Below are 11,826 nucleotides of genomic sequence, written 5' to 3' on the forward strand. Positions count from 1 at the left end.
GATCACGGGCCCCGGAAGAACTCGCGGATATCGCGGAGCGTGGGCCCCTCGCCCAGGATGTCGGTGAGGTCGGGTTCGTCGTCGAGTGCGGCCGCTACCGGCGCGGCCGCCTTCTCGCTCCGTTCCCGAGCCTGTCGGGCGGCCTCCTGCGTCGCTTGCACGATCGAGCGGGCGAGTTCGTCCGGTGTCCTGCGGAGTGCGGCCGGAGTCAGCGACAGATCCGTGAGAACGCCGTTGGCGTCGACGGTCGCCCCGACCGATCCATCGGACGAACCCGCTTGCAGGCGAAGGGTTTCCAGCTCTCGGTGGATCTCGGTGAGACGAGACTGTTGCTCTTCGTAGGAGTCGACCAGCTGCTCCACCTGATTGCGCAATCCATTGTTGGCCGAACGCAGGCCCTCGCGTTTCCACCGGTCCATCGGCTCATCCCTTTCCGGAATCCCACGGCGTCCCGTTCGCCTTTCCCATGTCCAACCGCGCCATGACCAGCAGCAAGCGGTGCAGCACCTTGGCCGGGCCGGGTGCTTGGACGCCACCCTGCTCGACGGTGGCGAACGCATCGGCCAGTGCGCTGCCGGGTTCGATCACGCCGTCGCTGAAGCACCCGTCGCCGAGTTGGCTTCGCCAGCGCCGGTAGCCGTTCGTCACATGCGCCAGCGTCCGCCGGTCGGCGCCGGTGACCCGCAGATACTCGGTGATCAGCGCGCGCTGTACCGTCCGTCGCGCCCGCAACCCGCCGACCATGTCGATGACCCGGCCGAATTCACGCAGCATCCGTGCGTACACCTGGCGAGGGATTTTCTCGGCCGGGAGTGCCCGGACGCGGTCACGCTCGGAACGCGCGCCGGGATCCGCGACGGCGCGACGCTCCAGGACGATCCACGGCTCCGGCTCCGGCGCCGTCGGCTCCGCCCGGTTCTCGACGCCGGACAGTGCGGAGGCGATGTCCGCGATCTCGATGCCGTGCAGCGCGATCGAGTACTTGCCGAGTACGGAGTCGACGGCGTCCGCGATCTCCTGGGCCGTCGGCACGGAGATCGCCGCCGCCTCGAATCCGATGATCTGCAGGTTGTGCCGGACCGCCATGGCCGTCACGATCCGCATCGCCTCGTCGTCGGTGAGCGGCCGCGGCGGCGGTTTCCGTGTGGGGTTCTTGCGCTTCTCGGGTGCCGGGGAAGGCTTCTGCGCGGCGGGACGTCGGGGCTGCGCGGGCCGTGGCGGTGACTGTTGTTCCGAAGGCGTTCCGGTGCCGGACTTCGGCGACGGCGCGCCGGAATTCTGTTGTGCGGCAGGACCGTACGCCTTCGAGGGACTCTTCGGCCGGGAACTCGGCGTGGCCGTGGCGCCTGCGCCTCCACCGGCCCCCGGAAACGACGGCGCGGAGGGTGAGGTCGGCGGTGTCGATGCGGCCGTGGGGTTCGGGCCGGACGTTCCGGGCTGGGAGGGGTTGTGGTCCGAGCCACCGCCAGGGCTGTCCGATCCGGTCGCATTCGGAGCGGAGCTGTCCGGGTTGTTGCCGGAATCGTCACCGGGGGAATCGGAGCCGTCGGATGAGTCCGCGGGACGTTGTGCCGCGGGTTGCTGCTGCTGTGCGGCGGGCTGCTGTGCGTTCGCCGCGGCATCGCCGGGCGTCGGCGACCCGGTGCCCGACTGTCCGGACTGTTCCGGTGTCTGCCCGGCGCCGGGTGATCGCTGGTCCGGCGTGCTACCGCTGTTCGCCTGGTTGGTCGGGGACGGATACGTCGTTGCGGGAGCCCCGGCATCCGGCGTCGAATTCCGAATGCCGTTGCCGGCGTTACGATCCTGAGTTTCGAAGGTCTCGGCGGTGCTGCGAAGGTTCGAACTCGTAGCGTCGATGTTCTGAACGAGGTTCTCGAATCCCGCCATGCCCTGGTCCGCGCCCGGCACATACGACTCGGCGATCATCTTGCCGGGTTCGTCGTCGCCCCAGCATTCGCCCTCGCGGGCGAGATCGGCCTTCAGCTCCGCGACCACCCGTGCCGTCTCGTCGGCGAGCGCGCGGAGTTCATCGGCGGCGTTGCGTAACTCGTCCGGATCGACGTGCAACGACTGACCCACACGCGCTCCCGCTGTCGTGGCACTCGCCGCGGATGTGCCTGTACCGATGCTTGTCCCGGACATCCGGACGATGTCGCGGAGAGACGATTGTCCTCCGGTGTGTCCGCTCCGTGCATATCCCGTCTTCTCGTGCGTGGGAATGTGCTGAGATGTCGGCCCGGTGACGCCCGAGCGATGCGGCAGACTGCCACCATGAAATACAGCGCCGGAGTCCTGCTGTTCCGCCGTGCGCCCGAGGTGCGGGTGCTGCTGGGGCATATGGGTGGGCCGTTGTGGTCACGGAAGGATCTGGGGGCCTGGTCTATTCCGAAGGGGGAGTACGAGCCGGAGAGCGAGGACTCGCGGGTGGCGGCGCGGCGGGAGTTCACGGAGGAGCTGGGGTTGCCGGTGCCGGAGGGGGCGTGGATCGAGCTGGGGGAGGTCCGGTACGGGAGCGGGGCGAGTAAGAAGCAGGTGCTGGTGTGGGCCGTGGAGGGGGAGCTGGATCCGGCGCGGGTGAATCCGGGGACGTTCGAGATGCAGTGGCCGCCGCGGTCCGGGCGGATGCAGGAGTTCCCCGAGATCGATCGGGCCGAGTGGTTCGATCTGGACACCGCGCGGGACAAATTGGGTAAAGGGCAGCGGCCGTTTCTGGAGCGCCTCGCCGAGCGGTTGACCGGCGGCTGAGCCGGGGTACGGAGGAAACGCCCAGGCCACTTGCAGCGATCTCCCAGTTTCGCCCGGTAGAGATGGGGTGCGTGACGAGTGCAGGTGTGGTCCTCCCGGCCGGGAGAACGCGGGCGGACCGGTGAGTGTGCGGCGGACGCTGGCGCGGCGGGTGTCGGCGATCCCGCTGCGGATCGGGCTCGTCGTCGCCATGGTGACGCTGGCCGCGATCGTGCTGGTGGCCTCCGGGGTGGCGGTCACCTCGGCGCTGTCGCGATCGTTGACCCAGCGCACCGACGAGCAGCTCTACGATTCGGCGCACAGCTGGGCGCAGCCGCATCCCATGCGGCAGATCACCACCGATCAGGGGACGCTCTGGGTGCCGTCCGATATGCCGGGCCCGCCCCCGCGGGAGCCGCTGTCCACCGATCAGCCCCGGCGGTTCTACGAACTGCGCAAATCTCCCGAGGGCACCGTCTACGACATCGGCCGCCCGGTGCCCGCGGACGGGCCCGACCTGTCGAATGTGCCGGTCGGCGATCCGGTGACGGTCGGGTCGGCGGACGGCTCGTCGACGCGGTGGCGGGTGCTCACCACCGCCAACCAGTACGGCTCCACGACCATCGCGCTGTCCCTGGACGACAACCGTGAGACGGTGACGCGGCTGCTGGTGTTCGAGGCGGGCACCGGCGCGGTGGCGCTGCTGCTGCTCGCGGTCGGCGGGTACGTCGTGGTGCGGCGCGGGCTGCGGCCGCTGCGGCAGGTGGAGGAGACCGCCGCCGCCATAGCCGCCGGCGATCTGAGCCGCCGGGTGCCCGTGCGCGACGTCGACACCGAGGTGGATCATCTGGCGCAGTCGCTGAATTCGATGCTGGCGCAGATCCAGCACGGCGTCGCGGCGACCGAGGCGTCGGAGGAGGCGGCCCGGCGCTCGGAGGCCAAGATGCGGCAGTTCGTCGCCGACGCCAGCCACGAATTGCGCACCCCCCTGACCACGATTCGCGGGTTCGCCGAGCTGTATCGCCAAGGGGCGAGCCAGGATCCGCGGCTGGTGCTCCAGCGCATCGAGGCCGAGGCCGAGCGGATGGGCCTGCTGGTCGAGGATCTGCTGATGCTGGCCCGGCTGGACGCGCAGCGCCCGCTGCAGTGGGAGCCGGTGGACCTGCTGTCGCTGGCCGGGGACGCCGTGCACAGCGCGCAGGCCATGGCGGCCCGCGAATCCGGCGCGCCGTCCCGTCCCATCTCCCTCGACATCGCCTCGGGCACCGGCACATTGGAGGTCCGGGGCGACGCCGACCGGCTGCGCCAGGTGCTCGGCAACCTGCTCGGCAACGCCCTCGCCCACACCCCGCCCGGCACGCCGGTCACGGTCCGCCTCACCCCCGCCGCGGACGAGGTACGCATCGACGTCACCGACGAAGGTCCGGGCCTGTCCGAGGAGGCCGCCGCCAAGGTCTTCGAGCGCTTCTATCGCACCGACACCTCCCGCACCCGCGCCAGCGGCGGCACCGGCCTCGGCCTGTCGATCGTCCAGGCCCTGGTCACCGCCCACGGCGGCCGCGTCACCGTGCACAGCGAGCCCGGCGCGGGCGCGACCTTCACCGTGGTGCTACCCCGCGAGTCGGCGCAGGAGTCCGCGAGGCGTCAGTAACCGATGGTGAATCGGCGCTGGATGAATCGCGGCGCCTCGATCTCGTCGAGCAGGGCCACGGCGGCGTCGTCGTAGGAGATCCGGCTCCGGCCGTCGGCGTCGACCACCGGCTGGTCGGTGCCGACCCGGTAGCGGCCGGTGCGCTCGCCGGGGCCGATCTGCTCGGCCGGGCTCAGATAGGTCCAGAGCCGATTCGAGGTGCGCAGCACGTTCAGCCCGTCGCGCGCGCCACGCACGGCCGCTGCGTACTCCTTCGGCAATCCGATGCTCTCGAGCAGTGGGAGCAGGCGTTCGTCGTGGTCGGCGAGGACCCGTCCCGGTTCGAACTCCAGGCTCCCGGCGCCGCCGATCACGATCAGCCGGGTGCGGGGATGGGTGTGCAAGGCTCGCAGCAGCGAGTTCTCGACGGTGACGTGCACGCCCGGATCGGCCACCGATCTCGCGACCGTATCCGCGAAATCCCTTGCGGCATTGCCCGGTTGGTAACCGCTGAGCAGGACGTCGAGCCCGGGAAGCTGGGCCGCGACGGCCGCGCTGTCGAAGATGTCGAGTTCGGCCCAGGTCAGGTTCGGGTGAGTGGTGGTGGCGCGGGCGAGGTCGCGCGTGAATGCCCGGACGTGATGGCCGCGCGCGAGCGCCTCGGTGACGACCTTCTGCCCGATATTGCCGGTGGCGCCGATGATGCCGATGAACATCGTTCTCCTCAGTAGATCTAACGATGTGAGAAAACTATACAGCGTGAAGTGTTTGCGCAACGCCCAATAATTTCACGGCAGGTAAGGTTGCGGCGTGAGCAGCGTGGCGCCGACTCGGCGGGAGCGACGGCGGGCCGAGACGACGGCCGAGATCAAGGAGACGGCCCTGCGGCTGATGGCCGAGGGCGGTCCGGGCGCGATCACGCTGCGGGCGATCGCCCGCGAGATGGGGATGACCCCGAACGCCGTCTACAGCTACTTCGCGACCCGCGACGATCTGGTCACGGCGCTGATCCGGGATGTGTACGACGAACTAGCGGAGGCGGTGATCGCCGCCCGCGACGAGCGCCCGCGGGACGACGCGGCGGGCCGGATCATGGCGTGGGCGTGCGCGTTCCGCGAGTGGTCGCTGGCCAACACCGAGGGCTTCCGGCTGATCTACGGCGATCCGGTGCCGGGCTACCGCGCGCCGGAGGGCGGTGCGGCGCCCGAGGCCGCGCATCGGGTGTGCGCCGGACTCGCCGGCCTGGCCGCCGGGGCGTGGCCGTCCGCGGCGAGCGGATACGCCGACCACGGTTTCGAATGGTCGGACTTCGACCCACACCTGGTGGACCTCGTGCGCGCGGAATTCCCCGGCCTTCCCCCGGCCGCCCTGGCGATCGCCCTCCGCATCTGGGGCCACCTGCACGGCCTGGTCTCCCTGGAGATCCTCGGCCACCTCCGCGCCCAGACCACCAACCCCGACAAGCTCTACCGCACGGAGATCACCCACCTCATCCGCGCCTTGGGGTTGACGCCACCTGAGAATCCCGGCCAAAAGCATGCCGGGAAATGAAGGGGGTTGCCCGCCGGGAATAGGGAGGGTTGCCCGCTGGGAATAGGGAGGGTTGCCCGCTGGGAATAGGGAGGGTTGCCCGCTGGAATCAGGTGAGTTGCTCGCGCGTGAAGCGCCCTTTTCGTTTTCCCGGCATGCTTTTGGCCGGGAACCCCGGCTGGACTGCACACACCACGGCACGCCGTGTAGGTTCGGCGCGGCGGCGACCGCCGTCGGTGGCGGCTTGCGGAACTGAGGAGGAGCGCGGGATGCGCATGATGGGCAGGATCGTGTCGACGGGAATGGTCGCGGCCGCCGCCTTGGCGCTGGCTGCCTGTGGCGGTGACGACGAGTCGGGCGACACCGCGACGACCACCGTCGCGTCGGGGGCGAGTTCGCAGGCGCAGGCCGCGCCGAAGACGCACGGCCGCGAATGCACCGCCGACGACGTGCAGACCACCGGCGGCTTCGGCGAAGCCCCGACCATCACCATCCCCGACGACTGCGATCCGCCCAAGCAGCTGATCACGAAGGATCTGGTCGTGGGCACCGGCCCGGCCGCGCAGCCGGAGCAGCCGGTCACCATGAACTACACGCTGGTCACCTGGTCGGATCACCAGAAGCTGGACAGCTCCTTCGATCGCGGCAAGCCGTTCCCGCTCACCCTCGGCGCGGGCGAGGTCATCCCTGGCTGGGACCAGGGCCTGGCCGGGATCACCGAGGGCACCCGCCGCCTGCTGATCATCCCCCCGGACCTCGGCTACGGCCGGGGCGGCAACGGGGTGAAGCCCAACGAGACCTTGGTGTTCGTCACCGATGCGGTGAAGGTCGGAGGCTAGAGGTCCGATTGCAGCCCGCTCGCCCAGGTCGACTAGGCTGGGCGGGATGCGATCGGGGGGAACCGACGACGTCAATTCAGAGAACAACGAACAAGGAGCATGTCCGTGAAGAGCACCGTCGAGCAGCTGAGCCCGACCCGGGTCCGCATCAATGTCGAGGTGCCCTTCGAGGAGCTGAAGCCGGACTTCGACAAGGCGTACAAGGCGCTGGCCCAGCAGGTGCGCATCCCCGGCTTCCGGCCGGGTAAGGCCCCCGCGAAGCTGCTGGAGGCGCGGCTGGGCCGGGGTGCGATTCTCGAGCAGGTCGTCAACGACGCGCTGCCGAACAAGTACGGCGAGGCCGTGCAGACCTCCGAGGTGAAGGTCATCGGCCAGCCGGCGATCGAGATCACCAAGATCGAGGACGGCGAGGAGCTGGCGTTCACCGCCGAGGTCGACGTCCGCCCCGAGATCACCCTGCCCGACTACTCCGGCATCGAGGTGACCGTCGACCCGATCTCGATCGAGGACGACGAGATCGAGCAGCAGCTGCAGTCCCTGCGGCAGCGCTTCGGCACCTTGAAGGGCGTCGAGCGTCCGGTCCAGGAGGGCGATTTCGTCTCCATCGACCTGGCGGCCAGCGTCGACGGCAAGGAGGTCGAGGAGGCCTCGACCACCGGCCTGTCGCACGAGGTCGGTTCGGGCCAGCTCATCGAGGGCCTGGACGAGACCCTGACCGGCATGTCGGCCGAGGAGTCCAAGGACTTCACCTCGACCCTGGTCGCCGGCGAGTACGCCGGTAAGGACGCGGTCATCACCGTCAAGGTGAACTCGGTCAAGGAGCGCGAGCTGCCGGAGGCCGACGACGAATTCGCCCAGATGGCCAGCGAATTCGACACCATCGACGAACTGAAGGACGACCTGCGCAAGCGGGTCGAGCAGGGCAAGAAGGTCGAGCAGGCGGGCGAGATCCGCGACAAGGTGCTCGAGGCCCTGCTGGAGAAGACCGAGGTGCCGCTGCCCGAGGGCGCGGTCCAGGGCGAGATCGACGCCGTGGTGCACGACGCCGTCCACGGCTTCGACCACGACGAGGCCAAGTTCGCCGAAGCGCTGGAGGCGCAGGGTTCCTCCCGCGAGGAGTTCGACAAGGACGCCAAGGAGTCCGCGGAGAAGTCGGTGAAGACCCAGCTGCTGCTGGACGCCATCGCCGAGTCCGAGAACACCGAGGTCGGCCAGCAGGAGCTCACCGAGCGGATCCTGTTCCAGGCGCAGCGCTACGGCATGTCGCCCGAGCAGTTCATCCAGCAGGTGCAGCAGGCCGGCCAGCTCGGCGCGATCTTCTCCGACGTGCGCCGCGGCAAGGCGCTCGCCACGATCGTCGGCCAGGTCACCGTGACCGACACCGACGGCAACACCGTGGACACCGCCGAGATGTTCGGCAGCCCCGACGATTCCGAGGCCGAGGAGCCGGAGAAGGTCGAGGCGAGCGCCGAATAACCGAGTGCCACCGCAGCGCGACATTCGACACGATGGTTGCCGGGGTTGCGCTGTGAGCAGAAGAGGGCGGTACCGGGAGTTCGGTGCCGCCCTGCTTCGTTAGGGTTTGTGACAGCGAATCAGAAGAGGCCGTGCGCACAGCACCGAGCCGGTGAGAGAGGGCAGGAATACGTGACAATCAATCAGGCGGGGCCGGTCATGACATCCGCGACTGCTGGTCTCAACCTCAGTGATTCGGTGTACGAGCGGCTGCTGCGGGAGCGGATCATCTTCCTGGGCACCCAGGTCGACGACGACATCGCCAACAGGCTCTGCGCGCAGATTCTGCTGCTGTCGGCGGAGGACCCGACGCGCGATATCAAGCTGTACATCAACTCCCCGGGCGGCTCGGTGACCGCGGGCATGGCGATCTACGACACCATGCAGCTGGTCGAGTCCGACATCTCGACCTACGGCCTGGGCATGGCCGCCTCGATGGGGCAGTTCCTGCTGACCGCGGGCGCCCCCGGCAAGCGTTACGCGCTGCCGCACACGCGCGTCATGATGCACCAGCCCTCGGCCGGAATCGGCGGCAGCGCCGCGGACATCTCCATCTACGCCCAGCAGCTGGCGCTCACCAAGCGGGAGCTGAACGAGCTGCAGGCGCAGCACACCGGCCAGACCGTGGAGCAGGTCACCCAGGACGCCGACCGCGACCGCTGGTTCACGGCCCAGCAGGCGCTGGAGTACGGGTTCATCGACCACGTGATCACCCGCGCGTCCCAGGCCAACGGCTCCGCCGAGTAGCTCACACCACACCGACTTTGGAGACGAAGATGACTGTCATCGAACCCAGCGCCGGCCTGTCCGGAACGGCCCCGGCCGGCCCGCAGGCACGCTACATCCTGCCGTCGTTCATCGAGCACTCGAGCTTCGGCGTCAAGGAGTCCAACCCCTACAACAAGCTGTTCGAGGAGCGCATCATCTTCCTCGGCGCCACGGTCGACGACACCTCGGCCAACGACATCATGGCGCAGCTGCTGGTGCTGGAGTCCCTGGATCCCGACCGCGACATCACGATGTACATCAACTCGCCCGGTGGCTCCTTCACCGCGCTGATGGCCATCTACGACACCATGCAGTACGTCCGCGCCGATGTCGCGACCGTCTGCCTGGGCCAGGCCGCCTCCGCCGCCGCCGTGCTGCTCGCCGCCGGCACGCCCGGCAAGCGCGCCTGCCTGCCCAACGCCCGCGTGCTGATCCACCAGCCGTCGCTGGAGGGTGGCATCCAGGGCCAGGTGTCGGATCTGGAGATCCAGGCCGCCGAGATCGAGCGCATGCGCCGGCAGATGGAGACCACGCTGGCGCGCCACACCGGCAAGGACGCCGACACCATCCGCAAGGACACCGACCGCGACAAGATCCTCACGGCCGACGAGGCCAAGGACTACGGCATCATCGACCAGGTGTTCGAGTACCGGAAGCTCAGCGCTCAGAAGAAGTGACCCGTGCGGCCTTCCGTCGCGGACGCGAATCACGCACTCGGCGGAAGGCTCACATGAGAAACATGCTCGAGTTGTCGACCTCCGTCCGACGGACCGGGTACGGTCACTCTAGGGACCTTTGCTCAGAGGTTGTCGAGACGATCGAACCCCCGAGCGACACTGCCGAAATTCGTTGAAAATCCGATCGGGTCGGACACCGATCGATGTGTGACAGGTAGCGTTGTTCGGAAGGCGGCTTGTCGGCAGCTGGACAGACGGTTGCACGCGGACAAGGAAGTAGGGACCCACGAGATGGCGCGCATCGGTGATGGCGGCGATCTGCTCAAGTGCTCGTTCTGCGGAAAGAGCCAGAAGCAGGTCAAGAAGCTCATTGCGGGACCAGGGGTGTACATCTGCGACGAGTGCATCGATCTGTGCAACGAGATCATCGAGGAGGAGCTGGCCGAGTCCAGCGAGGTCAAACTCGACGAGCTGCCGAAACCGGCGGAGATCCGGGACTTCCTCGAGGCGTACGTGATCGGGCAGGACACCGCCAAGCGCACCCTGGCCGTCGCGGTCTACAACCACTACAAGCGCATCCAGGCGGGTGACAAGGGGCGCGACAGCCGCAACGAGCCGGTCGAGCTGACCAAGTCCAACATCCTGATGCTCGGGCCCACGGGCTGCGGCAAGACCTACCTCGCCCAGACCCTGGCCAAGATGCTGAACGTCCCCTTCGCCATCGCCGACGCCACGGCGCTGACCGAGGCCGGCTACGTCGGCGAGGATGTCGAGAACATCCTGCTGAAGCTGATCCAGGCCGCCGACTACGACGTCAAGCGCGCCGAGACCGGCATCATCTACATCGACGAGGTCGACAAGATCGCCCGCAAGAGCGAGAACCCGTCGATCACGCGCGACGTGTCGGGCGAGGGCGTGCAGCAGGCCCTGCTGAAGATCCTCGAGGGCACCCAGGCGAGCGTGCCGCCGCAGGGTGGTCGCAAGCACCCGCACCAGGAGTTCATCCAGATCGACACGACGAACGTGCTGTTCATCGTGGCGGGTGCCTTCGCCGGTCTGGAGAAGATCGTCCAGGACCGGGTCGGCAAGCGCGGCATCGGATTCGGCGCGGAGGTCCGCTCCAAGAGCGAGATCGACACCGCCGATCACTTCGCCGAGGTCATGCCGGAGGATCTGATCAAGTTCGGCCTGATCCCCGAGTTCATCGGCCGCCTGCCGATAGTGGCCTCGGTGACCAACCTGGACAAGGATTCGCTGGTCCGCATCCTCTCGGAGCCGAAGAACGCGTTGGTCAAGCAGTACGTCCGGCTCTTCGAGATGGACGGCGTGGACCTGGAATTCACCCAGGACGCGCTGGAAGCCGTTGCGGATCAGGCGATCCTGCGCGGCACCGGCGCTCGCGGTCTGCGGGCCATCATGGAGGAAGTGCTGCTGCCGGTGATGTACGACATCCCCAGCCGCGACGACGTCGCCAAGGTGGTCGTGAACGGCGACACCGTCAACGACAACGTGCTTCCCACCATCGTCCCGCGCAAGCGCCAGCCGCAGGAACGCCGCGAGAAGTCGGCCTGAGTCTTTCTCCCCGATCGTCAGCCCACCGCGTGTATCGCGGTGGGCTGACGGCATTTCACGCCCAGGGCACCCGGCACGAATCCGTACTGAACCCCTGCGCCGTGATCCCCAGCGCCGAATACGTCCGCGCCCGCGAGTTCTCCAGGGCGATCTGATAGGTCAGCTCCACGACCCCGTCCGTCCCGAACCGCCGCCGCAGATCCGTGACCTGTTCGTCGGTGACGGTCGTGGGGGTGGCGGTCATGGCGTCGGCGTACGCGATGGCGGCCCGCTCGTCCTCGCTGTACGACGGCGAGGTCTCGTAGTCCGCAATGTGCTCGAGTTTGTCGATATCGAGATGGTCCAGCCGCATCAGCATGGCCCCGAAGTCCACGCACCACGAGCACCCGACCGTCCACGCCACCCGATACACCGCGATCTCCCGAATGTGAGACGGCACCGCCCCGGTGGCCCTCTCTGCCAGCCCCTCGTGCACGGCACTGGCCACCATCACCCCCGGATGATTGGCCGCCACCGCGAACGGCTCCGGCACCTCCCCGAACCGCCGCTTCATATACCAGTACATCAACCG

The 11,826-nt window shown here is 68.4% G+C and carries 12 protein-coding genes; 8 read left to right on the forward strand and 4 right to left on the reverse strand.

Annotation, left to right across the window (positions count from 1 at the left end; genetic code table 11):
- Positions 1-2: 2 nt before the first annotated feature.
- Positions 3-419, reverse strand: a complete 417-nt coding sequence (locus ON41_RS33210; RefSeq protein WP_051163055.1) for a YbaB/EbfC family nucleoid-associated protein — start codon at positions 417-419, stop codon at positions 3-5.
- Positions 420-423: 4 nt separating this feature from the next.
- Complete coding sequence (locus ON41_RS42005; RefSeq protein ID WP_040752236.1) at positions 424-2,079, reverse strand: WXG100 family type VII secretion target; 1,656 nt, start codon at positions 2,077-2,079, stop codon at positions 424-426.
- Positions 2,080-2,271: 192 nt separating this feature from the next.
- Between ON41_RS42005 and ON41_RS33220 the strand changes: the two genes are divergently transcribed.
- Together ON41_RS33220 and ON41_RS33225 are read left to right on the forward strand one after the other, a co-directional pair.
- A complete protein-coding gene (locus ON41_RS33220) occupies positions 2,272-2,745 on the forward strand; it encodes an NUDIX hydrolase (RefSeq protein WP_040752292.1) in 474 nt (157 codons plus the stop codon).
- A 160-nt stretch (positions 2,746-2,905) separates the two neighbouring features.
- Positions 2,906-4,375, forward strand: coding sequence for a sensor histidine kinase (locus ON41_RS33225; protein ID WP_040752294.1), 1,470 nt, complete (start codon positions 2,906-2,908; stop codon positions 4,373-4,375).
- Here the strand turns inward: ON41_RS33225 and ON41_RS33230 are convergent.
- Positions 4,369-5,070 carry an NAD(P)-dependent oxidoreductase gene (locus ON41_RS33230; protein WP_040752237.1) on the reverse strand — a complete coding sequence of 234 codons (702 nt, stop codon included), beginning with the start codon at positions 5,068-5,070 and terminating at the stop codon, positions 4,369-4,371. The genes ON41_RS33225 and ON41_RS33230 overlap by 7 nt on opposite strands.
- A 94-nt stretch (positions 5,071-5,164) precedes the next feature.
- Between ON41_RS33230 and ON41_RS33235 the strand changes: the two genes are divergently transcribed.
- The 6 genes from ON41_RS33235 to clpX all read left to right on the forward strand — a co-directional run bounded on the left by ON41_RS33235 (position 5,165) and on the right by clpX (position 11,255).
- Positions 5,165-5,905, forward strand: a complete 741-nt coding sequence (locus ON41_RS33235; RefSeq protein WP_040752239.1) for a TetR/AcrR family transcriptional regulator — start codon at positions 5,165-5,167, stop codon at positions 5,903-5,905.
- A gap of 254 nt (positions 5,906-6,159) precedes the next feature.
- A complete protein-coding gene (locus tag ON41_RS33240) occupies positions 6,160-6,723 on the forward strand; it encodes an FKBP-type peptidyl-prolyl cis-trans isomerase (RefSeq protein ID WP_246461712.1) in 564 nt (187 codons plus the stop codon).
- Positions 6,724-6,828: 105 nt separating this feature from the next.
- A complete protein-coding gene (gene tig, locus ON41_RS33245) occupies positions 6,829-8,199 on the forward strand; it encodes a trigger factor (protein ID WP_083905820.1) in 1,371 nt (456 codons plus the stop codon).
- A 198-nt stretch (positions 8,200-8,397) separates the two neighbouring features.
- A complete protein-coding gene (locus tag ON41_RS33250; RefSeq protein ID WP_051163064.1) occupies positions 8,398-8,985 on the forward strand; it encodes an ATP-dependent Clp protease proteolytic subunit in 588 nt (195 codons plus the stop codon).
- A 29-nt stretch (positions 8,986-9,014) separates the two neighbouring features.
- On the forward strand, positions 9,015-9,683 hold the full coding sequence (locus tag ON41_RS33255; RefSeq protein WP_040752247.1) for an ATP-dependent Clp protease proteolytic subunit: 669 nt from the start codon (positions 9,015-9,017) through the stop codon (positions 9,681-9,683).
- Between the two features lie 291 nt (positions 9,684-9,974).
- Positions 9,975-11,255, forward strand: a complete 1,281-nt coding sequence (gene clpX / locus ON41_RS33260; RefSeq protein WP_040752249.1) for an ATP-dependent Clp protease ATP-binding subunit ClpX — start codon at positions 9,975-9,977, stop codon at positions 11,253-11,255.
- 55 nt (positions 11,256-11,310) lie between these two features.
- Here clpX and ON41_RS33265 read toward each other — a convergent pair whose 3' ends face one another.
- On the reverse strand, positions 11,311-11,820 hold the full coding sequence (locus ON41_RS33265) for a carboxymuconolactone decarboxylase family protein (RefSeq protein WP_063709997.1): 510 nt from the start codon (positions 11,818-11,820) through the stop codon (positions 11,311-11,313).
- Positions 11,821-11,826: the final 6 nt, after the last annotated feature.

The sequence above is a fragment of the Nocardia transvalensis NBRC 15921 genome (assembly GCF_000308875.1).
Classification (GTDB): Bacteria; Actinomycetota; Actinomycetes; order Mycobacteriales; family Mycobacteriaceae; genus Nocardia; species Nocardia transvalensis.

What these genes read in the sequence shown, in the direction of transcription:
- ON41_RS33210 (WP_051163055.1), bottom strand. Translation starts at nt 419, where the DNA reads ATGGACCGGTGGAAACGCGAGGGCCTGCGTTCGGCCAACAATGGATTG.
- ON41_RS33220 (WP_040752292.1), top strand. Translation starts at nt 2,272, where the DNA reads ATGAAATACAGCGCCGGAGTCCTGCTGTTCCGCCGTGCGCCCGAGGTG.
- ON41_RS33230 (WP_040752237.1), bottom strand. Translation starts at nt 5,070, where the DNA reads ATGTTCATCGGCATCATCGGCGCCACCGGCAATATCGGGCAGAAGGTC.
- ON41_RS33240 (WP_246461712.1), top strand. Translation starts at nt 6,160, where the DNA reads ATGATGGGCAGGATCGTGTCGACGGGAATGGTCGCGGCCGCCGCCTTG.
- ON41_RS33250 (WP_051163064.1), top strand. Translation starts at nt 8,398, where the DNA reads ATGACATCCGCGACTGCTGGTCTCAACCTCAGTGATTCGGTGTACGAG.
- ON41_RS33255 (WP_040752247.1), top strand. Translation starts at nt 9,015, where the DNA reads ATGACTGTCATCGAACCCAGCGCCGGCCTGTCCGGAACGGCCCCGGCC.
- clpX (WP_040752249.1), top strand. Translation starts at nt 9,975, where the DNA reads ATGGCGCGCATCGGTGATGGCGGCGATCTGCTCAAGTGCTCGTTCTGC.
- ON41_RS33265 (WP_063709997.1), bottom strand. Translation starts at nt 11,820, where the DNA reads ATGTACTGGTATATGAAGCGGCGGTTCGGGGAGGTGCCGGAGCCGTTC.